Raw genomic sequence first — 25503 nt, forward strand, 5'->3', positions numbered from 1 at the left:
AGTCTTGTGAAAAAAGAGACCAATACCCGCATTACGAGTATTGGATCACGTTACGATTTTTCGCAAAGTAGTCGTACCCGGAGTAAATCGTGATGATCACCATCGCCCAAGTAGCTACTTCGTCGAACGGAATGCCGAAGAACTCAAATGGGAAGTTGCGAATCATAACAGCCGTAATCGCTACGATCTGCACCCATGTTTTCAGTTTACCCAATGCACTCGCAGCAATTACCTGTCCTTCTGCCGCTGCAACTAGTCGTAGACCCGTTACCGCAAACTCCCGGCTGATAATGACAATCGCAATCCACGCTTCCAGACGTTGCATCTCTACAAGTGAAATGAGTGCTGCGGAAATCAACAGCTTATCAGCAAGCGGATCCAAAAACTTCCCCAAGTTCGTCACGATTTTATTTTTCCGTGCAATATAACCGTCGAGTCCGTCCGTACTGGCTGCTAGGATAAACACCAAAGCCGCAATCAGCTCGTTATACGTCATCGTCAGGCTGCCAATCGAAAATGTCCCGATGTTGTAACGCACCAGCATAAAAAACATAACTACCGGCACCAGAAAGATCCTGGCGAGTGTGATGCGGTTGGCGAGATTCAACTAGACTACCTCCCCGGCTAAATCGTATTCATAGGAGTGTGTAATTTTTACTTTTACGATGGTGCCCAGTTCGCCTTTAAAACCTGTGACGAATACTTCACCATCGATTTCCGGAGCGTCATACTGTGTTCGACCTACATAAATATCGTTACGTCCTTCGTAACGTTCAATCAAAATATCCAAGACTTGACCAACAAAGCGTCCGTTGCGATCTCCGGCTACTTCACGTTGAATTTCCATCAGCATGTTCGCACGTTTTTCCTTAAGCTCTTCGTCAACGTGGTCAGGCAGACGAGAAGCTGGAGTGTCATCCTCGTTGGAGTAAGTAAACACACCCAGTCGATCAAAGCGAATATCCTTCACAAACTCGCTCAGGCGCTCGAAGTCTTCCTCTGTTTCCCCTGGGAACCCTACGATCAAAGAGGTACGCAGTGCCACATCTGGAACCTGTGCGCGAATTTTTGCTACCAGCGCACGAATGTCCGTCTGTCTTCCCGGACGACGCATTCTTTTCAGAATATGGTCTTCGGAGTGCTGCAAAGGCATATCTACGTATTTGCACACTTTTGGATTGGTAGCAAAGGTGTGGATCAATTCATCCGTGAAAAATCCAGGATATGCGTAGTGAAGACGAATCCACTCGATGCCCTCGACTTCTGCCAGGCGGTTTAAAAGTTCAGGAAGCATCAGTTTTCCATCGTAAATATCCGTTCCGTAGTTCGTAGAATCTTGTGCGATCAGGCTCACTTCTACGATACCTTGAGCAGCCAAATGACGCGCTTCTTCTACGATGGACTCGATTGTACGACTGCGGAATCCCCCACGCATCAAAGGAATCGAGCAGAACGTACAGGCGTTGTCACAACCCTCGGCAATTTTAATATATGCGGAGTATGTGCCTTCTTTTACTTTCCGCTTCACTACATCTTCGTACGTAAAAATGGGATTTCCTACAAAAATCGGTCGCTTGCCCTCTAGAGATTCTTCGATAATACCTGTAATCGACATAAAATCGCCTGTTCCGACAATACCGTCCACCTCAGGAATCTCATTCAAGATATCCTCTTTGTAACGTTGTGTGAGACAGCCTGCCACCACAAGCGATTTCAGTTTGCCGGATTCCTTCAATTCACCCATTTCCAGAATCTTATTGACGGATTCTTCCTTGGCTGCATCGATGAAACCGCAGGTATTGACGATGACCACAGTTGCTTCTTCCGGGTTATCAACCAGTTCATAACCTTTTTCATCTATCAGATGGGCCATCATGTCCGAATCAACGAGATTCTTTTCACAGCCCAGCGTAACAATCGCTACTTTTTCACGCGTGCCTACCTTCTCTGTCATCTTTTTTCCTCCAATTGGTCACACCAACCCATATTACACCTATCCAGTATAATATAAGCCTAAAGGAAGTGTCAAAAAAGAGAAAAGTACGAAAGGCAAGCATATGCTTGCCTACTGGGTGACCGCCTCTTTAACTTTCATCGTAATATTAGACGGCATTGATTTCATTTTAGACGTGTCTACCAAGACTCCGTTAACCTTCAATTCCACTACAGTCGGTTTGCCCAAACGAATATAAGCTGATTTCCCCAGCTCAATCGTTTTTTCCTGATCCTTCTTGAGCGTGCCCTGCTCAACATAAGTTTTGCCTTTTCCTTCCGAAATACCAAACCAGCTTGTTTCTGCTTTCACCTTCAAATAAACCGTGATTTTTTCTCCACCTTGCAAGGAATAATTATACATTGATCCTTGCTGCGATTCGAATGTGATGGTTGCCTGAGGAGTTTCTGTAACGGTCTCAGGTGGGTTTGTTCCTGTTTCAGGATTCGGTGTGGTAATAGAAGGAGGCTTCGGTTGTTGAGCAATCGGGGATGTTCCCGCTCCACCACCATTGCCAGGCGTGACAATCTCTGCTCCAGGGTTAACTGTTCCACCCGGCACTGGCTGAGTCATCTGATTTCCGTTGTTGTTGACGACAGCGAAATAAATAACCCCGATAATCAAGGCAATAAACAAGACGAGCAAGGTCTTGGTAACCCATCGCCCCGCTTGTAATGGATTGTTCGCTGAAGCAACTCGTCTGCGACGCAGTCGTTCTACTTGCTCTGTAGGTGGCTGGGCCGGCAAATCGGACTGAAAGTGAGTCAGGATGTGGTTCGGGTCTAGACCGACAGCTTCCGCATAACTCTTTATAAATGCACGCGCGTAAAAGTGGCCAGGAAGTACATGAAAATGACCCCTTTCAATGGCTTCCAAATATCGCCGCTGTATCTTGGTGATACGTTGGATGTCGTCGAGCGTGATTCCTTTTTCTTCGCGGGCCCTTTGTAGGACTTGACCTAGCTCAGACACAGCTGCCCCTCCTTAATTCATTTCGAAATTATCAAAGCCGCGATTGTTGATAAGCTCATATGTAATCTCTTCATCCGGATGATGACGCAGCTCAATAATGTAATGGAAATCATCAAGTTGGTACTCAGATTCCCTTACGAATATATCCGGATGCTCAATGATTTTTGCGGCAGGAAAGTTCATAATTTCCCGTAGCAAGGTGAAGTGCTTTTCTGTCGATCGCAGCGTTGAGACAATTCCATCTATCAAATATACATGATCTGTAGACATTTCATCAATGGCTAAGGAACTACGCACCGTCTGGCGCAACAAAGTAGACGAAATGAATGTCCAACGTTTATTGGCGGATACGCTGGCAGCAATCATCGATTCAGTCTTCCCTACGCGAGGCATGCCACGAATCCCGATGAGCTGATGACCTTCCTTCTTCAGAATTTCTGCCATGAAATCGACCAACAAGCCCAGCTCTTCACGAACAAAACGAAACGTTTTTTTGTCCTCGCTATCCCGTTCAATATAGCGACCGTGACGCACAGCCAAGCGATCCAGCATTGTCGGGGGACGTAACCTCGTTATGGTTATGTTGTCCATTTTTTGCACAACGTTGCGCAAAACCTCCATTTTTTCATCATCATCGGTCAAGAGCAGCATACCTCGACGCATGGTATCCACACCATTGATCGTCACGATATTAATGTTCAACATCCCCAGAATAGAAGATACGTCCCCTAAGAGACCGGGACGGTTACGGGCAATCTCATACTCCATGTACCATTCTTTCTTTGCTTCCATATGCAATCCTCTCCGCCAACCAGAATTCTCTTCTTATGTAGTATATCACGTTCGTTTCATTCGACAATCGCGAAAAGAAAAATCCCCAAAAGTAGGGGATTTGATGGCTAGCTGCCAGCGTTCGCATCATTGCGATTCTGAACAAGCTTCACCATGAGTGATGCCAAAGCTTGTTGCTGCTGTTGATCACCTGCGTCCCACAGCTGTTTCAACAGACGCTCCTGATCGTTTTTCGGGTCTACTTGCTCAGACAGATAGCTACCGATTTGATAAGCTACATTTTGAAGCGTATCGCTTTCCATCCCGGATTGTTTCGCTTGTTCTACCCGATCTCCGAGAAACGCTTTCCAGTCGCTGAAATTGTCAAGAATCGACATAGGGAAATTCCCTCCTTTTGTACGTTGCGAACAGATTTGCTGCCCACACAAAAGGTAGAATTCCATCATTTCTCGTATTTTATTCATGCATACTTCTCTTCTACGTGTACCACCCACCGTTTGGACTAATCACTTGCCCCGTCACATAACTGGAATCCGCCGAAAGCAAAAAGCGCACGACTGCGGCTACCTCATATGGCTGTCCAAGACGGTTGGCCGGAATTTCTTCCGCGATCATTTCCATTTCATCTGGAGCAAAGCGCTCCATCATTCCGCCAGCAATAGCCCCAGGAGCGACTGCATTTACCGTGATTCCGTTTGGGGCCATTTCCTTTGCCAGGGCTTTGGTGAACGTATTGACTGCTCCTTTGGTCATGGAATACAGCACTTCACATGAACCGCCTGTCAGTCCCCAAATGGAAGAGATGTTAACGATACGCCCATACCTTGCGCGCAGCATGGCCGGAACAGCAGCTTGGCAGACCAAAAAAGCCGAACGAACATTAAGAGCGATGAGCTCATCGAATTTCTCGACAGTCACATCCGTAAATAAGCCGACATCATCCACAGAGGCGTTGTTTACGATCAATAATGGTGCAACCTGCATCTGAGCAAACATCGCCGTAATTTGCTGTGGATCCCGTAGATCAGCTTGGAGGATGACGTACGGAACACTCCGCTCCTGGCATTTTTGCACCAACGGCTCCAATTTTTCTTTATTTCGATTGTAATGCAGATAAAGGGGAACCCCCGCATCAATCAGGTAGGCACCGATCGCCTGCCCGATCTCTCCGGAAGCTCCCGTAATTAACGCCCACGGCGTCTCTTGCTTGAACATGAATACATTACTCCTGTGGCGAAGCGGAACGAACGATAGAAACGGCCATCTGCTCGATTAAAAAATGCTCCTTCAAACGTTTTTCCACATCTTCGCGTGTGATCGACTCCAAGGTAGGCACTACGGAAAACAGATCATTTCCGTTAAATTTGAAGCTGGTAAACTGGTTAGCGATAAACTCCACGGAGTTTAGAGAACGCAGGAAGTTTCCGATTTTTTTACGCTTCGCACGCTCAAAATCATTTTGGGCTATACCGTTTTGCTTCAACTGTTCGATTTCTGCTTTGATCGTTTCCACTAAACGCTCTGGATCAGGTGTATCTCCACCAATGATCGTATACGCATAATCCTGCTCGCTGCTGTAGTCAAAATCAAAGCTTTCCGTAATCAGCTCACTGTCATACAAACGCTCATAGACAGCGGAACTTGTGCCGAACGCGATGTCCAATACCAGTTTAGTAGTCAACTCGCGTTTTAACAAGGCTTCCTTGGTTAGACCGTTTTCCTTTTCCTTGATTCCGATCATGCATTTGGGCAAGCCAACTGTTAGAAACGCTTCTACTTTCGCTTCCGCTGGAGCTGATGGCTCTTCTGGAAAAACGCGTGTGATTTGTGGCGCAGGAGCAAACTCCTTTGCTCCCTGATTTTCACGAATGAGCTTCATGATCGCTTCTGGTTCGAAGGAACCCACGACCAATAGGAGCATATTGGCAGGATGATAAAACGTTTCATAGCACTGATACAAATATTCTTTTGTAATATGAGAGATCGTCTCGATCGTACCCGCAATCTCAATGTTAATCGGATACTTTTGGTACATGGCCTTCAAGAGGTTCACGTACACCTTCCAGTCAGGATTGTCATCGTACATGGTGATTTCCTGGCCAATGATTCCTTTTTCCTTTTCTACACTGGCATCTGTAAAATATGGGTCCTGCACATAATCGAGCAGCAGATTCAGATTGTCATCTAGCTTATCTGTGCACGAGAACAAATAAGCGGTACGATTGAAGCTCGTGAATGCATTACAGCTCGCCCCGTTTTTACTGAATTCGTGCATGACATCCCGATCTTTCTTCTCAAACATTTTGTGCTCAAGAAAATGCGCAATGCCGTCGGGAACATTGATTTCTTCCCCGCTTCGAGTGCGGAAATGGCTGTCAATGGAGCCGTAACGCGTAGTGAACACAGCGTATGTTTTGCTGAAGCCCTGTTTGGGAACCAGATAAACTTGCAATCCATTTTGGAGAGTCTCATGATATACCGTTTCATTTACTTGTTCAAAGACAGTGGTCTGCATCTTATGCCTCTCCCTTCTTGTCCCGCAGCAGATAAATCGTGTCAATCGTCACCTTGCTTGCTACCTTCTTGATATCCTCAATGGTCGCTTGGTTGATCCCCGCCAAAAGCTCTTCGATTTTCCGAGGACGTCCACTAATCACACCATTGTACGTAAAATCAATCATCCCGCGCGCACTGTCCAACAGTTCACGGAACTGATTAGACAAAGTTGCACGCGTTTGGCTCATTTCCTCATCTGATATGGTTCCTTGTTGCATTAGATCAAGCTGCTGCTTAATAATCTCAACCGCACGTTGATATTTGCTGACATCAATCCCGGACATAATCATGAGAATCCCTTTGTGGCTCTCTAGCCTGGAAACGGCATAGTAAGCAAGACTTTCTTTTTCACGGACGTTCACAAACAGCTTGGAGTGCGGAAAACCACCTAAAATCCCGTTGAACAAGAGCAGCGTTGGATAATCGTCATCCTTATAAGTGATCTGCGTGCGGCAACCGATGTTGAGCTTTGCTTGGTTGACATCGAGTCGATCGATCACTTCGCGCTCAGCCGATACATCCTTCGCCGTTGATGCGATCTGCAGTTCTCCTACTTGGGAACGCTCCACTGGGATATGCTTGCGAATAGCCTCGCTTACTTCCTGCTGATCAACATCGCCCACCACGAACATATTGATCGGATTTGTCGTCGTTACTTCTTTAAAATATTGATACAGCTCCTGGCCAGTGATCTTTGGCAAATCCGCTACACGACCTTGGACGAGAAGCGAGAATGGTTCACCTTTACACATTTCTTCTGTCACGCGTTGATTCGCATACTTCATTTTGTCGTCGATCAAACTCTCCATCCGTTTTCGTAGCGTCTCTTTTTCCTGTGCCAAGTACTTTTCGGAAAAAGCGTTGTCTTGTACATACGGTCTGACGAGCATATCTCCTACGAATTCGATGGCCTGCTCCAAAAGTGAGGATTCATTGGACAAATACTTTTCATTCGGTACTTCCATATAAATTTGCAGGATTTGCCGCTCGCCTTTTTTCATGACATCGACATCAAAAATGGCACCATACAGGAAATCCAAATGTGCTCGCAATAGTTTCGTTTCTGGAAAACGAGCGCTGGCACGTTTCATGACCATCGCAAGCAATGCTGTTTTCGTTACGTGCTCCTCCGATAGCGCTTGTTCAATCATCGTCACGATCGTCGTTGTCTTGAACTTTTCGGTTGGAAGGATATGTACGTTCATCCCATTGATTTGGGAGCTTTGAAAGGCAATTTCAGTTGTAGAAGCAGTCATAGTTCAATCTCCCTTCTCCATCAGCTTACTCATACTCTTCTCTATTGTAACCAATTGTCAGGGCATCAAGCATCAGAATCTTCCATTATATATCCCAGTGCTTCATCCTATGCACTCACGCAAGTCCCGTAATACGCAAATCACAGCGCTTCCATTATATAAAAAAAGAGCAAACGCACCTTTTTACGAAGGGCGTTCACTCTTTTCCTTACATATCCATCGCATCCCAGTCTCGAGGATCATCCGATGTGCTATGCTCTTCAACAAATCGACCGCAATCAGACGAGAGACAGAGCATGCCATCCAACTGCTCATCATGAAAGGGTAAGCCGTGGCTTCCCCCACAGTACGGACAAGTCCACATACGACGGGCCTCCTTTTATTCGTGAAGGTACTCCGTAGTAGTTTGTCCAAATATTAGAGGAGACTCTCCACTTTATTTTGCTCCCAAATCCGCAAGTAATCATACGGATCGATTGCTTTCCCCGTACTGTTACGATAGAGGCCAAAATGCAGGTGAGGTTCAAACATTCCCACTGTACCAGTTCCACCGTAGCCTGTATCTCCAACAAAACCGATCAGCTGTCCAGCTTTTATCGTTTTCCCTACATGCAATCCTGGCGCATACGCTTGCAAATGAGCGTAATACATCCGATATTGGCCATTCTCATCCGTAATGTTTACTCTCCAGCCACCATACGTATTCCAGCCCACTTTGTTGATTGTCCCATCGGATACCGAGTAAATCGGCGTTCCTTTCGGTGCCATAATGTCGATGCCCTCGTGATTACGGACACTGCCGCTATTCGACTCGGTCCACTCTCGATCGGATCCGAAGCTATCCCCATACGGCTCATATCCACTATTATCGTGGAAAGGAAACCGAAATTGTTTCCCAATCAATTGATCATCCGCATCCACAACTTTTGTGGCCATCGGATGCTCAGCTCTTTTTGCATCTTCTGGCAAATATAAAATTTGGCCCACCAGTAACTCATCAGAAGAGAGCGGGTTATTTTTTTGAATGGCACTCATGTTCGTGCCGTGGCGAGCTGCAATTTTTGATAAGGTATCTCCCTGTTGAACGACATATGGATTCAAGGAGTATTTCACACTCGCAGCCTTGTCTTCCACAGTTTTGGATTGTATGTATGCAACAGCCGACGTCTCATCCCATCGAACTTGATAGCCAAATGCCTCGGAGATAAATCGGATCGGAACAAGCGTCCGCTTATTCACAATGATTGGAGAAACATCCATCTTCAAACGTTTTCCATCTACGTTCGCAGTCTGGCTTCCAATTGTAAGGGTGATATGCTTGCCTTTTTTGTTGAGCAATACTTTTTGCGTATCTGCATCGTAGCTTACTTCTGATCCTGTTGCCTCCGCTACTACTCGTATTGGAACGAGCATGCGCCCATTTCGATGGATTGGTGATACATCTGATTGGACTCCCATTCCATCGACAACGACAGAAATGATCGGTCCTGGCTCTTTTGCTGAAACCATTCCACCGGATACTGCTATCATCAGGCAAAAAACAAAAGCGCCTAGAATCCTGTTCCATCGATAACTGCTGTACTGATGTAGACAGCGGTTCATCTTTTTCCCTCCCCACAGACAATTTGCAAATACGGATAGGACCGTTATTTGCGGACCGCAAGCAGTCACAAAAATTATCGCACAGGGGAAGTGACAGGTTCTAGACGCTAAATTTTGTCAACGAATGATTAACGCGATCCCGTATCGTAAGGTTTGCCGAGGGCCGCTGGAGCACTGGATCGTCCTACCAGACCAGCCATCACGAGAATCGTCAGTACGTACGGAAGCATGAAGATAAATTCAGTAGGAATGTAATTGGTCAATCCGAAGATTTGCACCAAAGACTTGATCGCTTGAGCGACACCAAAGAATAAAGCTGCTCCCATCGCACCCATTGGATGCCATTTACCAAAGATCAAGGCCGCAATCGCGATAAACCCTTGTCCGGAAACCGTGTTATGGGAAAAGTTACTGGTTGTCGTCAAAGAAATGGTAGCTCCACCCAACGCAGCCAGCATACCACTGATCATAACAGCTGTGTAGCGCATTCTCTTAACATTGATCCCTACTGTATCAGCAGCACGCGGATGCTCACCAACTGCACGCAAGCGCAATCCGAATGGTGTCTTGAATACAATATACCAAGTAAGGAAAACTGCAATGAAAGCTAGATAGCTCGTAGGATAAGCCTCAAAAATGGCATGTCCGATATACGGAATTTCACTCAATCCAGGAATACTGAATTTGTTAAACACTGAGTTCAATGTCGTTGTCTGACCTGCTCCGTTAAAAATAATTTTGGTCAGGTAGATGGAAAGTCCAGCTGCCAAGAAGTTCAGGGCCACACCGCTGACGGTCTGGTCCGCTTTAAACGTTACCGAAGCAACAGCATGTGGGAGTGCAAAAATAGAACCGGCAATCCCCGCTGCAATAAATCCGACCCAAGGTGCCCAAGCACCAAGTGAATCTTGGAAAGCATAGGTCATTACGGCACCAGTAAAAGCACCGATAATCATCATACCTTCTAGCGCAATGTTCACGACACCAGAACGCTCGGAGTACAGTCCACCCAATGCTGCAAAAATCAAGGCAGTGGAAAACACGATGGTATCATGAACGAGGTTGCTAAGAATTAATCCCCAATCCATCAGTTTCCACCTTCCTTTTTCTTCTTCAAGATCGGCTTAATAAACATTTTCACGATGCCATGTGCAGCAACGAAGAAAATAACGGAAGCAATCACGACACGAATCAATTCAAACGGTACACCTGCACTAAATTGCATACCGCTCGCACCGAATGTGAGAACCCCAAACAATATGGCAGCAAGGATAACCCCGAATGGTGTATTTCCGCCAATCAATGCTACCGCAATTCCATCAAAGCCATAGCCAGTATGCTGCGTCATAATCGCTTGATAGTGGAATACGCCCAAAATCTCAGTAGCTCCACCAATCCCTGCAAACATACCACCAATAAACATAGCCTTTACAACATTACGATTCACGTTCATACCAGCATACTCAGAAGCATGCGGGTTCAAACCAACGGAACGCAATTCAAAACCAGATTTTGTTTTCCAAAGGATGATATAGAAGAAAATAGCTGCGAGTACGGCAATCAGTGTACCCCAGTGCAAACGAGCATTGTCAAACATTTCAGCGAGCCATCCAATGGTAATGATCGCAGAATCCTTTACCTCTTCAGATGTTTGTTTGCCTGCTGGAATAAAGAAGGCATTCATGACCCAGTTTGCAAAGTAAAGAGCTACCCAGTTCAACATAATGCTGGTAATAACCTCATTGACACCACGGGCTGCTTTCAAATAACCGGCAATGGCACCCCACAAACCACCTGCTACAGCACCTGCAATGATAGCAAGTGGAGCATGAATGATAGCTGGAAGGTCAAAAGAAACACCTACAACAGTAGAAGCAATCATCCCTACGATAAATTGACCTTCTGCCCCGATGTTAAAAAGACCTGTACGGAAAGCAAACGCTACAGCCAAACCTGTAAATATCAAAGGCGTAATTTGGCGAATCGTTTCCCCAAAGTTATACGCGTTACCAAATACTTTTTTAAGCAAAGCCATATAGGCATCGATTGGATTAAATCCACCTGCCAACATTGCAATTGCCCCAGTCAAAAGACCAAGAATGATCGCAACGGCAGGAACGAGAAACGATTCTTTCGTGAAGACCGCAATAACTCTATTCATCGTTTCCCCCTCCTTGCATTACTTTCCCGCCGGACATCATCAAGCCGAGCTCTTGCTCTGATGTCGATTTCGCATCGACAATCCCCACAATAGCTCCCTCATAAATAACCGCAATCCGGTCGGACACATTGATAACCTCATCCAATTCTAAGGAAAGCAAGAGAACTGCTTTTCCTTGATCGCGTTGATCAATTAGTCTGCGATGAATGAATTCGATAGCCCCTACGTCCAAGCCACGAGTAGGTTGAGCCGCAATCAGCAAATCCGGGTTCTTGTCCACTTCGCGGGCAATAATTGCCTTCTGTTGGTTTCCTCCCGAAAGCGCTCGTGCTGGCGTGTAAATACTCGGAGTTCGAACGTCGAATTCTTCGATAAGCTTGGCCGCATGCTTGTCAATGGCGCCATAATCAAGAAAACCGCCTTTGCAAAACGTTGGATGGAAATACGTTTCCAATACCATGTTTTCACTCATGGTGAAATCAAGAACCAATCCTCGTTTATGTCGGTCTTCTGGAATGTGAGACAATCCTGATTCCGAAATGTTTCGCGGACTTTGATTCGTAATTTCTTTGCCATTAAGAAGGACACGCCCACTTGTTGCTTTACGTAAGCCAGTTAATACTTCAATCAGTTCACTTTGGCCATTTCCGTCGACTCCTGCAATCCCGAGAATTTCACCCGCGCGAACCTCTAAGCTGAGATTGTTCAGTGCATTCACACCGCGGTTCCCCATTGCAGTCAATTTCTCTACGGCCAAGATCGTATCTTTAGGTTTTGCTTCCGTTTTATCCACGCGGAAGTTTACTTCACGACCAACCATTTTTGCAGCCAAGTCGTCTGGATTCGTATCTTTTACCAAAACGGAATCAATGACTTTTCCGCGACGAATGATTGTTACCGCGTCACATACTGCCATAATTTCTTTCAGCTTATGTGTGATCAGGATAATCGTCTTACCTTCTTTTACCAAGTTATGCATGATCTCGATAAGTTCATGGATTTCCTGCGGCGTCAATACAGCCGTAGGCTCATCAAAAATCAAGATGTCCGCACCGCGATAAAGCGTTTTCAAAATCTCAACACGCTGCTGCATCCCAACTGAGATATCCTGAATTTTTGCTCTCGGATCAACTTTGAGCCCGTATTGATTCGACAGTTTTTCTACCGCTTTCTCAGCGCTTTGAATATCTATCTTCAACCCGTTTTTCGGTTCATTTCCTAGCACAATGTTTTCCGTGACTGTAAATGTTTCTACGAGCATAAAATGTTGGTGAACCATTCCGATACCAAGGTCGTTTGCAATCTTTGGACTGGTGATCTGTACAACTTTCTCGTTAATCAGAATTTCGCCTTCATCCGGCTGATATAGACCGAACAAGATATTCATGAGTGTGGACTTACCCGCGCCATTCTCTCCGAGCAGCGCATGAATTTCACCTTTACCTACGGACAGCGTAATACTGTCATTCGCAATAATGCCTGGGAACCGTTTTGTGATCCCTCTCATTTCAACCACTTTTTTTACCGAGTTCATGCATGCTCACCCCATTTTTCGGGTCTATTGTGAAGGTAAAGGACAAGGCCAGTAGCTCGAACCAGCCTTGTCCGTTTGCAGCTTCCTTAGTTTTTACTTGTCAGGAACTGTGATTTCGCCTTTAACGATTTTTTGCTTGTATTCTTCAACCAGTTTCAGTACGTCTTCAGGAACGTTCTTCGTGGAAGTGTCAGCCAGACCTACACCGTTTTCAGCCAGTCCGAGCCATTGTACTCCGCCTTTGAATTTACCCTCAGACAAGTCTTTCGCTACACGAATAACTGCTTCGTCAACACGTTTTACCATGGAAGTCAATGTGATCTCGTCGCCAAAAGTCAGGGATTGGTCTTTGTCAACACCGATCACCCATACGTTTTCGCCTTTAGCTTTACGGTCTTTTGCTTCGTTGAACACACCGTCACCTGTACCGCCGGAAGCGTGGAAGATGATGTCCACACCTTGACCGTACATAGAGGAAGCCGTAGATTTACCCATGTCTGGTTTATCAAAAGCACCAGTGTATACTTTGATTACTTGAATGCTTGGATCAACAGCTTTTACACCTGCTTCGAAGCCAAGATCAAAGCGTTTGATTACCGGGATATCAACGCCACCAACGAAACCAACTTTTTTCGTTTTCGTCATCTTCGCTGCAACAACACCAGCGAGGAAGGAGCCTTCATGCTCTTTGAAGAGTACAGATGCTACGTTAGGAGCATCTACTTCAGCGTCGATGATCGCCAATTTTGCGTTTTTGTTTTCATCTGCTACTTTTTTCAGGTGGTCACCCATCAAGAAGCCGATACCCCAAGTCAGATCCCAACCGTCTTTTACGAATTGAGTCAGGTTTGGTACATAGTCAGCATCTGATTTAGATTGCAGATAGTTTACGTTTTCTTTCGGGAGATTCAAATCGGTTTGGAGTTTTTGCAGCCCTTCCCAAGCACTCTGGTTAAAGGAGTTGTCGTTTACGCCGCCAACGTCTGTAACCATACCTACTTTGATAGCTTTAGCAGCTGGAGCACCACCATTGCTACCAGTTTGGCCTTGAGGCTGTGCTTCTGGTTTGCTTCCGCAGCCAGCGAGAACGAGCGACAGGCTGAGTGTTGCCACAGAAAGCACGGATAGAACTTTCTTCATCTGAGATTACCCCCTGTTTTTAGTTGATGAAATTGTTGAGTGAGGTTGCCCCCACAGTTACAACCGTCTCCGTACGACATGAAAGTGAATTTTGTCAGCCCTGAAGTAATTATGGGAGTATAGCACTGGCTTTTCACTTTCGTCGTAATGAATCTGTTTGAGCAAGAGCATGGGAGCAGATTTATCGCAATGCAGCAGGTTGGAAACCTTTTCATTGTAGCCCATGGGTTCAATATCGGCTACTGCGTATGCGATCCTTACCCCTGTTACGCTCTCCAGCCATTTGAAGATAGACTCTCCACTTGCCGCATAGCCCCCGGGCACCAGATGTGCAGGAATGCGGTCCACACAATAAACCACAGGCTCACCGTCAGCCGTGCGAATTCGCTCTACTATGAGAACGCCTTCACCCGGATTTAAGGCTAGCCGCTTCCTCTCTTCTTCAGCAGATTCGCCAAAGGATGTTTTCAGGATCAAGGTTCCTGCCGTATATCCTTGACGCTCAATTGCATCCGTCACACTAAAGAGTTCCCCAATCCCGCCTGAAAAAACAGGCTTTGAATTAATAAAGGTACCTACACCGTGTCTACGAATGACAATCTTCTCTTCCTCAAGAAGTCGGAGTGCCTCGCGAAGCGTCGCCCTGCTTACACCAAGCTGTTTGGATAGTTCGGCTTCAGAAGGGAGGCGTTCACCAGGACGAAGAAGTCCGGTTTCGATATCACTCTTGATCTTGTCCATTACCAAGAGAAACAGTGATCGAACATTCCCTTTGATGCTCATCATCATTCACTCCTGCTGTCCTTCAGCCATCCCAACAGGTAGGACGTCAGACCTCTGATTCGTATGAGACTTAAATAACAACAATTTCCGTCAATCTCTTAAAAAGTTTACATGAGGGGCGAGTATCATGCAAGCCAAATATTTATGAATAATAATGCAAAATGATTAATTTCGACAGGGATTTTTCTCCTAAAATAGGAAAAAAGACCCTGCTGGTACAAATACTGGCAGGGTCTTTCACTATGAAATATTGCTTTCTATGGACGGACGTGGTAGACGAACCTCACGAGGCTTGCTTCCCTCATAAGGACCGACTATTCCTTGAGCTTCCATCATATCAATCAATCGTGCCGCTCGCGTATAACCGACACGGAGACGACGCTGCAGCAAGGATGCCGATGCCGTTTGGGCTTCTGAAACAATTTGAACAGCTTGATCGTACAGTTCATCATCCACGACTGGCTGCTGTTCCTCTTGCACGTCACCCGGGATCATCTCTTCATTGTAGCGAACCTCTTGCTGTTCTTTCACAAAACGAACAACCTCTTCTACTTCCTTGTCGGATACAAAAGCTCCTTGAACACGAGTCGGCTTGGATGCCCCCATCGGCAGCGAAAGCATGTCCCCTCTACCAAGAAGCTTTTCCGCTCCTCCCATATCCAGAATCGTTCTGGAGTCAGCCATCGAAGATACCCCAAAGGCAATGCGGGAAGGGATGTTCGCCTTGATCACACCCGTAATGACATCTACGGAAGGACGTTGTGTCGCGATGATGAGATGAATCCCGGAAGCACGAGCCATTTGCGCGAGTCGACAAATCGCATCCTCCACTTCTCCCGGAGCTACCATCATCAAGTCCGCAAGCTCATCGACAATGACGACAATATAGGGAAGTGGCGTCCCTTCCACTTGCGCATTGTACATTTCAATATTGCGGCTCCCTGTTTTGGCAAACAAATTATAACGCCGCTCCATCTCTGCCACGACCTTTTTCAATGCAACAGAAGCTCTTCTCGGGTCAGTAACAACAGGAGCCAACAAATGTGGAATTCCGTTGTACACATTCAGTTCCACCATTTTCGGGTCAACCATCATCAGCTTGACTTCTTCTGGTTTGGCCTTGAACAAAATACTCATGATTAATCCGTTAATGCATACTGATTTTCCGCTTCCCGTCGCCCCCGCTACGAGCAAATGGGGCATTTTCGTCAAATCTGCTACGATCGGCTCTCCGGAAATATCCCGGCCAAGAGCAACGGTAAGCTTCCCTGGCGCATCTTGATACTCAGGAGCTTCTAACACTTCTCGTAGTGATACGACCGCTACCTCAGAGTTCGGAACCTCGATGCCAATGGCTGATTTTCCTGGGATTGGTGCCTCAATCCGGATATCTTTTGCCGCCAATGCCAGAGCAAGGTCATCCGTCAAGCTGACAATCCTACTTACTTTTACCCCTGTAGCAGGCTGAACTTCATAGCGTGTAACAGCTGGTCCGCGATGTACTTCGGAAACCGTTGCATTGACCCCAAAGCTCTTCAGTGTCTGCACTAATTTCGCCGCATTTGAGGTATGATCGACGTCTTTTCCTGTAGAACTCGCTTTAGGTCTTGCGAGCATTTGCAGATTTGGAAGCTCATACGGTATGGTGTTCTGTTCTTCTCTGGTATCTAGTGTACCGAAGATTTCTTCTTCTCCTTCGAGCGCAAACGTAATTTCCTGATTTGTTTTCGGTTGTGCAGCTCTCACTTGATGACTAGGATCGACCGGTTCCTCATCCTCATCCAACGCAATGCGATCCGTAAAATCACGAATTAACGGGGCGTTCGGTTGCTGGACTTCTTCCTCCTGAATAGCAGGCTGTGGATGAGATTTTTGCTCTTTCAACGCAGTAACCGCGATTGTGCCGTTCTCTTCCTCCGATTGCTTTTGCTTGCGAGCCTCTTCGGATTCCTTTGCTTCCTTCTTTCGCTTCTCGCTCTCTTCCTGTAAAAGCTGTACAGAGTCCTTCACTGTATTTTTCGCCTTTCCGTAAAACAAAGCGAGCTTGTCCTTGGCAAACATCAAAATGTTTACATAAGAGAGATTGAACAGAAACATCAGTCCCACAAGGAAAAGGAAAACAATCACGAGACCCGTACCAATTGTCCCAACAAGACCATTTGTCACCGCAAAAAACAGGGCACCGATCATCCCTCCGCCTACCCCGGTGGTGGACACTTTCTGACCAAGATCGAGCCAAATTCTGTCCCATGTAACCTTAATAATGCTTTGCTCTGCAAATTTTCCATCTGCGGTAATTTGTTTGTACAAAATCATGTGATCCCAGGTCAAAATCGCCACACCAATGAGCGCTATCCCTAAGACGCGGTAAGTAAGCTTCGGTGACTTTCTCGTAAACATCATATGTATGGCCATTCCGATTAGCAGAACAGGAATGATGAAATCCCATGAGCCCGCAATAAACCGAAATAGAAGTGCCAGTACATTTTTGCCCAGCCATCCACTCTCCAAAAGCCCGATCAAGGACAGCACGATGATGAGAAGTCCCAGCAGCTCTATTTTGACAACTGAGGCCAATGCCGCTTGTGAACGCTCTTTTTTTCTCCTACTCAATGGCACGCCTCCTCCTCGTCATTACACTCGTTATGTACTGTAATGGTAAGAAAACCTCTATCGAGGCCTTTTCAACGTAGAGCGACCGCGTTTTAGCGGAAAGTTTCCATGCGCTCCGGAATTTATTTAATAAATTCCTATTCGTTAAAAAAGGCAGCCGTCGCATGTTCGGCTGCTGTTCGTACATCACTAGTATAACACAGGAAATTCATAGAAATACAGGACTTCTTAGGCGAGCCATTCAGGTTGAAACTGAATTTTTTGTCCGGGTGCGAACTGCTCCTTCAGGTAGTCTTGCGGATCCGGACTAATCAGCCTGACGATTTTTCCTTCAAACGGTCCGGTTTGCTCAATGAGCATCGTGGCATGACCCACCGCGATCTCTTTCAGCTCTTGTTTCTCCACTTGCTCCATGTTCTCAAAAACCGTTTCCATCGGAATGATGGAGTATAAGATCATTGGAGTACACTCTCCTCGCCTTTTTGCGATTTGATCAGTTCGTTCAGCTTTTTCAGCGCACTTCCAAGGCCGCCGACTTCATCAATCAAACCGTATTTAACCGCATCTACGCCAATCACATTCGTTCCGATGTCTCGTGTCAATTCACCGGTTCGGGTCATGAGCTCACGGAACTTTTCTTCCGAGACATTGGAGTGACGGGAAATGAAGCTCACTACACGATCTTGCATTTTGTCCAAGTACTCAAACGTTTGCGGCACACCAATGACAAGACCCGTCAAGCGGATCGGATGGATCGTCATCGTGGCGGTTTCTGCAATAAATGAGTACGAACCAGCTACAGCAATTGGCACACCGATACTATGACCACCGCCGAGTACGAGTGTGACTACCGGTTTAGATAATGACGCTACCATTTCCGCAATCGCTAAGCCCGCTTCCACATCCCCACCAACCGTATTCAAAATGACGAGCACGCCCTCTATTTTGCTGTTTTGTTCTGCCGCAACCAATTGAGGGATGAGGTGCTCATATTTCGTCGTCTTATTTTGAGGGGGCAACTGAATATGTCCTTCTACTTGTCCGATGATGGTCATACAATAAATATTGCTTTCGAGCTGTGGGACGTTTGTCTGGCCCAGTTGCGTAATGGAATCGAGCAGTTTTTTCTTCGGATCTTCTTGTGCAGGTGCTTCTGATGGCGGCGAAGCAGCAGGCTCCTGATCATCAGTTGGTGATTGTGGTTGGGATTCCTTACTATTTACCGCTGTACTTGCAAATGGTGGCCTATTTAAAAAATCGTTAAATTGTTGATTCGGCATGGATGATCCTCCCTCACTTTCCTCTGTAGTATGGATAAGGGGAGGAAAAATCATGCGCCCACAAAGCCAAAAAAAGCCAGAAACCCTTCTTCTAAAGGGTTTCCAGCTCTTTATCAAGTGATCCTACACTTCCATGATAATCGGCAAGATCATCGGACGTCTGCGCGTTTGCTCGTACAGATAACGGCCTAATGACTCTTTTACGTTATTTTTCAGTGAAGACCATTCATTCACATTTTCTTCCATGCATTTGACAAGTGTTTGGGTCACTATGCGATTTGCCTCATCCAGCAGCTCTTCGGATTCACGCACGTAGACGAAACCGCGAGAAATGATGTCTGGACCTGACAAAATCGTGCCATTTTGTTTGCTGAGTGTAACGACAACTACCAGTATGCCATCTTGTGACAGTAATTTGCGATCTCTAAGCACGATGTTTCCTACATCACCAACGCCCAAGCCGTCAATCAAAACGTTGCCAGCATGAACTTTTCCACCGTAACGGGCCTTGCCCCCTAAGAATTCAACTGTATCGCCGTTATCAAGCAAGAACGTGTTTTCTTCAGGAATGCCAACCTGTTCAGCAAGTAAGGCATGCGTTTTCAACATGCGATATTCACCGTGAACAGGAATAAAGTACTTAGGCTTCATTAGGTTTAGCATCAGGCGCAATTCTTCTTGGCTACCATGACCGGAGACGTGGACGGTTCCGTTAGGTCCATGACCACCATAAATGACATCTGCACCAATGCGCGATAATTGATCGATCGTACGCGCCACGTATTTTTCATTCCCTGGAATGGGAGTGGCTGCAATAATAACGGTATCCCCTGGAAGGATGTCAATTTTCCGATGGGCGGATCGGGCCATCCGAGTGAGCGCGGACATAGGCTCTCCTTGGCTTCCAGTTGATAAAATAACGACTTGTTCAGCATTCAGCTTGTTGATTTCATCGATCTCAACAATCAAGCCCTCAGGGACCAACAAGTACCCTAAGTCTCTGCTGATATTAATAACATTTTGCATGCTCCGGCCGACAACCGTTAATTTACGGTTGAACTGTGCTGCAGCATCCACCACTTGTTGAATGCGGTGAACATTTGATGCAAACGTAGAAACCACAATACGTCCAGATGCTTTGCTGAACACATCCATGAGTGCTTTGCCCACTGAGCGTTCCGATCCGGTAAATCCAGGCCGTTCTGCATTCGTACTGTCAGAGAGCAAGCACAAAACGCCTCTGTCACCGATCATCGCCATTTTTGCCAGATCAGCTACCTGATTGTTAACAGGTGTTTGATCGAACTTGAAGTCTCCTGTATGAACGATGTAACCTTCTGGCGTGTCCAGGCATACCCCTACACAATCCGGGATGCTGTGGTTTACGCGGAAAAAGGTCGCTTTCATCTTTCCGAGAACGACTTCCGAGTCGCTGTTGATCAATACGCGTTTTGTTTCGTTTAGGATGCCCGCTTCTTTTAACTTTGCATCAATTAAACCAAGGGTAAGTTTTGTCGCATAAACCGGGACTTTCAAATGCTTCAGCACGTAGCTGAGGCCGCCGATGTGGTCTTCGTGTCCATGCGTAATAATAATACCCCGAACCTTGTCGCGATGTTCCTCCAAGTAGGTGATATCCGGAATAACCATATCAATCCCCAGCATTTCCTCTTCTGGGAACTTCAACCCGGCATCAATCACTACGATGTCATCACCGCTTTGTACCACGTACATATTCTTCCCAATTTCGCCGACTCCGCCCAGGGCGAAAACGAGAACAGAGTGATTCGACTTTGCCAAAACGTGTAACCTCCTATATTTAGTTGTCATGTCCACTCAAAAAAACCGCCCCAAATCACTTGTTCTTATTATACCCGAAGTGAAATCATGAACACAAGGAAAAAGAGCCATCCCGGGCAGGAATGGCTCTTGATCTTTCTATGGAGTTAAACAAGCAGGGAATGAACGAATGCTTTTTCTTGTTCATTCAGCTCAACTAGAGGCAATCGAACGCCCCCAACTTGAACGCCGAGCTTTTCTAATGCGACCTTGGTCGGTCCTGGGCTCGGGTAGGCAAACAGGCCTTCAAAAATCGGCAACAGCTTGCGATGGAGTCTTGCTGCATCTGCGTAATTACCTGCAAAATAAGCGTCCATCATGTCTGTCATTGGGCGGCCAACTATATGACTCGCCACACTGACAATGCCCACTCCCCCGATAGACAGGATCGGCAAGGTTAAGCCATCATCACCACTATACAGCTCAAAGCCTTCTGGAGCATGTTCAATGATTTGCGACATCTGCGACAAGTTGCCAGAGGCTTCCTTCACGCAAACGACATTTGGCAGTTGAGCCAAACGCAGAGTCGTTTCCGCTGTCATATTGACAACAGTACGTCCTGGCACATTGTACAGCATGATTGGCAACTCGGTAGCATCAGCCAATGCCTTAAAGTGTGCGTAAAGCCCTTCTTGAGATGGCTTGCTGTAATAGGGTGCAACGAGCATTACAGCGTCTACGCCAATGGATTGTACAGCTTGAGTGAACTCTATACTGGAAGCTGTATCATTACTGCCTGTTCCAGCAATGATGTGGACTCTTCCTTTTGCGTAGGAAACCACATGACGGAACAGATCAAGCTTTTCGGTACGAGACAAAGTCGGAGATTCGCCAGTCGTTCCACTGACGACAATCCCCGTCGTTCCATTTGCGATCAAATGATCAATCAAACGTTCTGTTTTATCGTAATCGATTTGAAGTTGATCATTAAAAGGCGTTACCATTGCGGTAAGCAGTCTACCAAAACGTGCCACTCACTCTCCAACTCCTCTTATCGTGATCAGTAGGTATTTAAGGCAGGATATGCTCTTACATATGTTGAACATGCAGATTGAACTGCTGATGAAGCGCACGAACAGCCTTCACCATATCCATTTCATGCACGAGTACCCAGATGGTTGTATGGGAGTCTGCCGATTGAAGAATTTGAATGTCTTCTTGCGTAAGTGCCTCCACGATTCGTGCCATCACGCCCGGCACGCCCGTCATCCCTGCACCAATCACGGACACTTTTGCGCAGTGCGGTAACAGCTGCGGCTCGTATCCCATTTCCGTTAACAGACGAGCAGCTTTTTCTCCCATTTCATCATGGACAGTGTAAGCAACACCCATTGGGTTCACATTGATGAAATCTACGCTGATGTTATTGGTAGCCATCGTTTTGAAGACTTGTAACTGTGTATCGTAAGACCCTTCTTTGTTCGCTACCTTGATCTGGGTAATGTTCGGTACATGAGCAATTCCCATGACGACTCTGTCGTGTACAGTGTAGCCCATTTTCCCGATCTCCAGCATGGTTGTAACAAGTGTACCGGGGTCGTCCGAAAACGTAGAGCGAACACGAATCGGCACGTTTGCGTGCATCGCGATCTCCACCGCTCTAGGATGAATGACTTTTGCACCCAGGTGAGCCATGTTGCAAATCTCCGTGTAGGTCACCATGCCAAGTCGCTGCGCTTCCTCGACGATGCGCGGGTCCGCCGTCATAATGCCTTCCACGTCGGTGAAAATATCCACCGTTTCAGCCTTCAAAGCGACACCGAGAGCGGTTGCAGTTGTATCGCTACCGCCCCGTCCCAGTGTCGTAATTTCCCAATCGGCTGTACGTCCCTGAAACCCTGGAACGATCACAACTTGACTTTCCTCCAGGTCTTGCAAAATGCGACTTGGATCGATCGACGTGATTTGTGCATTCGTAAAATCGTCGCTCGTCACAATATTTGCCTGACCACCTGTCAAAATCGTTGCTTTAATTCCTCGTGCATTCAGCATGCTGCACATGATGGTAGCAGAGATGATTTCTCCGGTATGCATCAGCATATCCATTTCACGACTTGGCAGTTGGTTCCCATTCGCACGAACCAACTGCAAAAGTGTATCCGTTGCGTATGGATCACCCTTGCGACCCATCGCCGATACGACAACGACGAGGGCATAGCCCTCATCAATTGCTTTTTCCATATGGTAGATTGCCCGCATCCGGCAATCCTCCGTCGTCAAGGAAGAACCACCGAACTTCTGGACGAGAATCTTCACTAACCTCTCCCCTATACTCTTGCTTTTATGAGTTCTTCAGCGATTTGTACTGTATTCCATGCTGCACCCTTGAGAAGATTGTCAGAAACGATCCACATATGCAGTCCACGAGGATGATGGAGATCACGACGCACCCGGCCCACGAATACTTCCAGTTTGCCTGTTGCATCAGTAGCAAGTGGGTACTGCTGTTCCCCTGGCACATCTACTAACACGATACCAGGAGCGTTTTCCAGCAGGGCCTTTACTTCTGCCAGATCGTAATCCTGTTTCAGCTCTACATATACCGACTCGCTATGGCCATAGACCACTGGAATACGTACGCAAGTAGCTGAAACAAGTACAGTGTCATCACCGAAGATTTTTTTGGTCTCATTGACCATTTTCATTTCTTCATAAGTAAAACCATTGTCGGTGAACACATCAATCTGCGGAATCGCGTTGTACGCAATCTGATGATGTACAGGCAATTTGCCTACAGGAAGTACGTTACACTGCGGTTCTTTACCATCCAAAATGTCTCGACTTTGGTCGAGCAATTCATTGATCGCAGATTGACCTGCACCAGATACTGCCTGGTAAGTAGAAACGATGATTCGGTCTATACCAAAACGATCATACAAGGGTTTTAGAGCGGCAACCATCTGAATCGTAGAGCAATTCGGATTCGCAATGATTCCATTATGAGCGAGCGCAGCATCCATGTTTACTTCTGGCACAACGAGAGGAACATCTGGATCCATCCGGAATGCGCTGGTATTGTCAATGACAACTGCACCGTGACGCACTGCATGATGAGCCAGTTCCTTACTGACCGATCCACCAGCACTAAACAAGGCAAAATCAACCCCTGCAAAACTGTCTGGAGTCGCCTCTTCCAGTACAATTTCTTGCCCCTTGAAGGTGACTGTTTTTCCTGCAGAACGTCCAGAAGCAAGCAGCTTAAGCTGTTTGATTGGGAAGTTGCGCTGTTCTAATAGTTGAATCATCTGCTGTCCGACTGCACCAGTCGCACCGACTACAGCAACGTTGAAAGTCAGTTGGTTTGCCATCTCTTACTCTCCTCCTAATCGCGAAAAAGCAGGTTAATTGTTTATTCTGTAGTCTTATTAGTAGTTAAATCTTTCGATGAGCAAGGGTTGCAATTGTCGACCTTCCAATGCTGCTTCGCATGTTTCCAATAGGAGATCCATACGAGCTACAAGCGAGTTCGGTTTTTTATCCGGGGCATCCTGCCCGAACGGCACGAAATACATATTTTTCGCGGCCAATAGCTTGGCAATATTGGCTGCATTTAATCCCAGACCATCATTGGTGGAAATGGCAATCACAATGGGTCGCAGATTACGCATCGTAGCTTTAGCTGCCATCAATACGGCACTATCCGTAATGGCATTCGCCAATCGACTCGTCGTACTGCCTGTGCAAGGCGCAATCAGCATGACATCCAACAACTTGGAAGGTCCCAACGGCTCAGCCTGAGGAATCGTCGAAATAAGCTCCTCGCCTGTCAGTTCCTTGATTTGTTGCTGCCAGCTTTGAGAAGTACCGAAGCGTGTATCCGTGGTCATAATCGTATTCGATACGATCGGTACCACCCGTGCCCCAGCATCCACAAATCGCTTAATTTGCGGCATGGTTTCCTCAAAGGTACAATGCGATCCAGACAAACCAAATCCAATGGTCTTTCCCTGAAGTTTACTCATGTTGCATCCCCTCCTGGCGCTTTCCTTTGACCCGCAATAAGACGAGACAATGTTTGGGCTAAAATTTGTCCAGCGGTTTTCGGTGCAACGATTCCAGGCAATCCGGGAGCAAGAAGAGCTTTAATACCTCGTCTTTCAGCGTAACGAAAATCCGTTCCCCCTGGTTTGGAGGCAAGATCAAGAATAAACGCCGATTGAGGCATTTGAGCAATCACTTCTGCCGTGAGTAATAATTGCGGGATGGTATTAAAAATGAAATCAGCATTCGTAACCTGTTGCCTTACTTCGCTTATATGGAAGGGAGTCAATCCCATCTCATAAATGCGTGCCAAGTGTTCCTGACGTCTGGCCCCAACTCTTACGCGGGCTCCCAACGCATGCAATGCTCGAGCCATGGACAAACCTGTTCGGCCCAACCCCAAAACAATTGACTGTGATCCATGAATCGTAATATCCGTATGTTGAATCGCCATCATTAACGCTCCCTCTACAGTAGGGATAGAGTTATAGATAGCTACGTCATCACGATCCAATAGCTCCACGAGCGGAAGCTGGGTGGAAGCCAACAGCTTTTTCAGATAAGGCTTTGCCATTCCCGTGTAAACCACGCAATGACTCGGCAGACTCGCCACATGTTCGTCTAGCAACTGCATTTGTTTGGAGCAGAAAATACTTTCCACGTATCCTTGGTCATCGGTCCCTACGATGGGTAGGATGAGGGCGTCCACGTCTTTCAACACATCGCATGTTAATGGTTTCTTCGTTGCCCCTGTAAAATTACTTTCCAGGTTGTCGAAGCCAACTAACGTGACGCTAGCATCCAGTTGTATGCATCGCTTAATGACTTCCAACTGGCGAGCGTCTCCGCCGATGAAGGCAACATGTATGCCCGTTAGCATGCTGCGTTCCCCTTTCCACACATTTTACTGCATTAAATGATCGGAACGCAAAGGTTTTCCATTTGGAAAAGTTGACGGAAATCCATGCGGTCTACCCCCATCCTATTCCGCTCCTGCTACT

The 25503-nt window shown here is 46.6% G+C and carries 24 protein-coding genes; all 24 read right to left on the reverse strand.

The window, feature by feature from the left end; genetic code table 11:
- Window positions 1-31: 31 nt before the first annotated feature.
- The 24 genes from pgsA to dpsA all read right to left on the reverse strand — a co-directional run bounded on the left by pgsA (window position 32) and on the right by dpsA (window position 25382).
- Entirely contained in the window at window positions 32-607 is a 576-nt protein-coding gene (gene pgsA / locus HPY27_RS01980; RefSeq protein ID WP_017249262.1) for a CDP-diacylglycerol--glycerol-3-phosphate 3-phosphatidyltransferase, read from the reverse strand.
- A complete protein-coding gene (rimO, locus tag HPY27_RS01985) occupies window positions 608-1954 on the reverse strand; it encodes a 30S ribosomal protein S12 methylthiotransferase RimO (RefSeq protein ID WP_017249263.1) in 1347 nt (448 codons plus the stop codon).
- Between the two features lie 111 nt (window positions 1955-2065).
- Window positions 2066-2965: a helix-turn-helix domain-containing protein gene (locus HPY27_RS30530; RefSeq protein WP_017249264.1), complete on the reverse strand. Its 900-nt coding sequence runs from the start codon at window positions 2963-2965 to the stop codon at window positions 2066-2068.
- A 12-nt stretch (window positions 2966-2977) separates the two neighbouring features.
- Window positions 2978-3757, reverse strand: coding sequence for a YmfK family protein (locus HPY27_RS01995; protein ID WP_016743377.1), 780 nt, complete (start codon window positions 3755-3757; stop codon window positions 2978-2980).
- 107 nt (window positions 3758-3864) lie between these two features.
- Window positions 3865-4134: a DUF3243 domain-containing protein gene (locus HPY27_RS02000; RefSeq protein ID WP_017249265.1), complete on the reverse strand. Its 270-nt coding sequence runs from the start codon at window positions 4132-4134 to the stop codon at window positions 3865-3867.
- 100 nt (window positions 4135-4234) lie between these two features.
- On the reverse strand, window positions 4235-4972 hold the full coding sequence (gene ymfI, locus HPY27_RS02005; RefSeq protein WP_173621991.1) for an elongation factor P 5-aminopentanone reductase: 738 nt from the start codon (window positions 4970-4972) through the stop codon (window positions 4235-4237).
- A gap of 7 nt (window positions 4973-4979) precedes the next feature.
- A complete protein-coding gene (yfmH, locus tag HPY27_RS02010; protein WP_174224280.1) occupies window positions 4980-6272 on the reverse strand; it encodes an EF-P 5-aminopentanol modification-associated protein YfmH in 1293 nt (430 codons plus the stop codon).
- Window position 6273: 1 nt separating this feature from the next.
- Entirely contained in the window at window positions 6274-7569 is a 1296-nt protein-coding gene (yfmF, locus tag HPY27_RS02015; RefSeq protein WP_069849201.1) for an EF-P 5-aminopentanol modification-associated protein YfmF, read from the reverse strand.
- Between the two features lie 208 nt (window positions 7570-7777).
- On the reverse strand, window positions 7778-7933 hold the full coding sequence (locus HPY27_RS02020; protein ID WP_007719195.1) for a hypothetical protein: 156 nt from the start codon (window positions 7931-7933) through the stop codon (window positions 7778-7780).
- A gap of 53 nt (window positions 7934-7986) precedes the next feature.
- Window positions 7987-9171 carry a stalk domain-containing protein gene (locus tag HPY27_RS02025; RefSeq protein WP_173621994.1) on the reverse strand — a complete coding sequence of 395 codons (1185 nt, stop codon included), beginning with the start codon at window positions 9169-9171 and terminating at the stop codon, window positions 7987-7989.
- A 128-nt stretch (window positions 9172-9299) separates the two neighbouring features.
- Complete coding sequence (locus tag HPY27_RS02030; protein ID WP_017249270.1) at window positions 9300-10259, reverse strand: ABC transporter permease; 960 nt, start codon at window positions 10257-10259, stop codon at window positions 9300-9302.
- Window positions 10259-11332: an ABC transporter permease gene (locus HPY27_RS02035; RefSeq protein ID WP_173621995.1), complete on the reverse strand. Its 1074-nt coding sequence runs from the start codon at window positions 11330-11332 to the stop codon at window positions 10259-10261. Before HPY27_RS02035 ends, HPY27_RS02030 begins: the two co-directional genes overlap by 1 nt.
- A complete protein-coding gene (locus tag HPY27_RS02040; RefSeq protein ID WP_017249272.1) occupies window positions 11325-12866 on the reverse strand; it encodes an ABC transporter ATP-binding protein in 1542 nt (513 codons plus the stop codon). Before HPY27_RS02040 ends, HPY27_RS02035 begins: the two co-directional genes overlap by 8 nt.
- A 93-nt stretch (window positions 12867-12959) precedes the next feature.
- Window positions 12960-14006 (reverse strand): BMP family lipoprotein, encoded by a 1047-nt coding sequence (locus HPY27_RS02045; protein ID WP_017249273.1) that lies wholly within the window; start codon window positions 14004-14006, stop codon window positions 12960-12962.
- Between the two features lie 57 nt (window positions 14007-14063).
- Entirely contained in the window at window positions 14064-14789 is a 726-nt protein-coding gene (locus HPY27_RS02050) for a GntR family transcriptional regulator (RefSeq protein WP_017249274.1), read from the reverse strand.
- Window positions 14790-15029: 240 nt separating this feature from the next.
- A complete protein-coding gene (locus HPY27_RS02055; RefSeq protein ID WP_174224281.1) occupies window positions 15030-17408 on the reverse strand; it encodes an FtsK/SpoIIIE family DNA translocase in 2379 nt (792 codons plus the stop codon).
- A 222-nt stretch (window positions 17409-17630) separates the two neighbouring features.
- Window positions 17631-17861, reverse strand: a complete 231-nt coding sequence (locus HPY27_RS02060) for a YlzJ-like family protein (protein WP_017249276.1) — start codon at window positions 17859-17861, stop codon at window positions 17631-17633.
- Window positions 17858-18682, reverse strand: coding sequence for a ClpP family protease (locus tag HPY27_RS02065; protein WP_173621997.1), 825 nt, complete (start codon window positions 18680-18682; stop codon window positions 17858-17860). The genes HPY27_RS02060 and HPY27_RS02065 overlap by 4 nt, the downstream gene beginning before the upstream one ends.
- Window positions 18683-18805: 123 nt before the next feature.
- Window positions 18806-20482: a ribonuclease J gene (locus tag HPY27_RS02070; protein WP_017249278.1), complete on the reverse strand. Its 1677-nt coding sequence runs from the start codon at window positions 20480-20482 to the stop codon at window positions 18806-18808.
- Window positions 20483-20628: 146 nt separating this feature from the next.
- Window positions 20629-21495, reverse strand: coding sequence for a 4-hydroxy-tetrahydrodipicolinate synthase (dapA, locus tag HPY27_RS02075; protein WP_069849218.1), 867 nt, complete (start codon window positions 21493-21495; stop codon window positions 20629-20631).
- Between the two features lie 55 nt (window positions 21496-21550).
- Complete coding sequence (gene dapG, locus HPY27_RS02080; RefSeq protein ID WP_017249280.1) at window positions 21551-22777, reverse strand: aspartate kinase; 1227 nt, start codon at window positions 22775-22777, stop codon at window positions 21551-21553.
- An 11-nt stretch (window positions 22778-22788) separates the two neighbouring features.
- Window positions 22789-23829 carry an aspartate-semialdehyde dehydrogenase gene (locus HPY27_RS02085; RefSeq protein ID WP_069849223.1) on the reverse strand — a complete coding sequence of 347 codons (1041 nt, stop codon included), beginning with the start codon at window positions 23827-23829 and terminating at the stop codon, window positions 22789-22791.
- 57 nt (window positions 23830-23886) lie between these two features.
- Entirely contained in the window at window positions 23887-24483 is a 597-nt protein-coding gene (locus tag HPY27_RS02090; RefSeq protein WP_007719213.1) for a dipicolinate synthase subunit B, read from the reverse strand.
- The gene (gene dpsA, locus HPY27_RS02095) at window positions 24480-25382 is read right to left on the reverse strand and encodes a dipicolinate synthase subunit DpsA (protein ID WP_017249282.1); all 903 of its coding nucleotides are present in this window, start codon (window positions 25380-25382) and stop codon (window positions 24480-24482) included. Before dpsA ends, HPY27_RS02090 begins: the two co-directional genes overlap by 4 nt.
- Window positions 25383-25503 lie beyond the last annotated feature (121 nt).

It is taken from the genome of Brevibacillus sp. HB1.1 (genome assembly GCF_013332445.1).
GTDB lineage: Bacteria > Bacillota > Bacilli > Brevibacillales > Brevibacillaceae > Brevibacillus > Brevibacillus porteri.

Bases quoted from the DNA above. Each gene is read 5' to 3' on its own strand.
- rimO (WP_017249263.1), bottom strand. From the start codon at position 1,954: ATGACAGAGAAGGTAGGCACGCGTGAAAAAGTAGCGATTGTTACGCTG.
- HPY27_RS01995 (WP_016743377.1), bottom strand. From the start codon at position 3,757: ATGGAAGCAAAGAAAGAATGGTACATGGAGTATGAGATTGCCCGTAAC.
- HPY27_RS02000 (WP_017249265.1), bottom strand. From the start codon at position 4,134: ATGTCGATTCTTGACAATTTCAGCGACTGGAAAGCGTTTCTCGGAGAT.
- ymfI (WP_173621991.1), bottom strand. From the start codon at position 4,972: ATGTTCAAGCAAGAGACGCCGTGGGCGTTAATTACGGGAGCTTCCGGA.
- yfmH (WP_174224280.1), bottom strand. From the start codon at position 6,272: ATGCAGACCACTGTCTTTGAACAAGTAAATGAAACGGTATATCATGAG.
- yfmF (WP_069849201.1), bottom strand. From the start codon at position 7,569: ATGACTGCTTCTACAACTGAAATTGCCTTTCAAAGCTCCCAAATCAAT.
- HPY27_RS02020 (WP_007719195.1), bottom strand. From the start codon at position 7,933: ATGTGGACTTGTCCGTACTGTGGGGGAAGCCACGGCTTACCCTTTCAT.
- HPY27_RS02025 (WP_173621994.1), bottom strand. From the start codon at position 9,171: ATGAACCGCTGTCTACATCAGTACAGCAGTTATCGATGGAACAGGATT.
- HPY27_RS02030 (WP_017249270.1), bottom strand. From the start codon at position 10,259: ATGGATTGGGGATTAATTCTTAGCAACCTCGTTCATGATACCATCGTG.
- HPY27_RS02035 (WP_173621995.1), bottom strand. From the start codon at position 11,332: ATGAATAGAGTTATTGCGGTCTTCACGAAAGAATCGTTTCTCGTTCCT.
- HPY27_RS02040 (WP_017249272.1), bottom strand. From the start codon at position 12,866: ATGAACTCGGTAAAAAAAGTGGTTGAAATGAGAGGGATCACAAAACGG.
- HPY27_RS02045 (WP_017249273.1), bottom strand. From the start codon at position 14,006: ATGAAGAAAGTTCTATCCGTGCTTTCTGTGGCAACACTCAGCCTGTCG.
- HPY27_RS02050 (WP_017249274.1), bottom strand. From the start codon at position 14,789: ATGAGCATCAAAGGGAATGTTCGATCACTGTTTCTCTTGGTAATGGAC.
- HPY27_RS02060 (WP_017249276.1), bottom strand. From the start codon at position 17,861: ATGATCTTATACTCCATCATTCCGATGGAAACGGTTTTTGAGAACATG.
- HPY27_RS02065 (WP_173621997.1), bottom strand. From the start codon at position 18,682: ATGCCGAATCAACAATTTAACGATTTTTTAAATAGGCCACCATTTGCA.
- HPY27_RS02085 (WP_069849223.1), bottom strand. From the start codon at position 23,829: ATGGCAAACCAACTGACTTTCAACGTTGCTGTAGTCGGTGCGACTGGT.
- HPY27_RS02090 (WP_007719213.1), bottom strand. From the start codon at position 24,483: ATGAGTAAACTTCAGGGAAAGACCATTGGATTTGGTTTGTCTGGATCG.
- dpsA (WP_017249282.1), bottom strand. From the start codon at position 25,382: ATGCTAACGGGCATACATGTTGCCTTCATCGGCGGAGACGCTCGCCAG.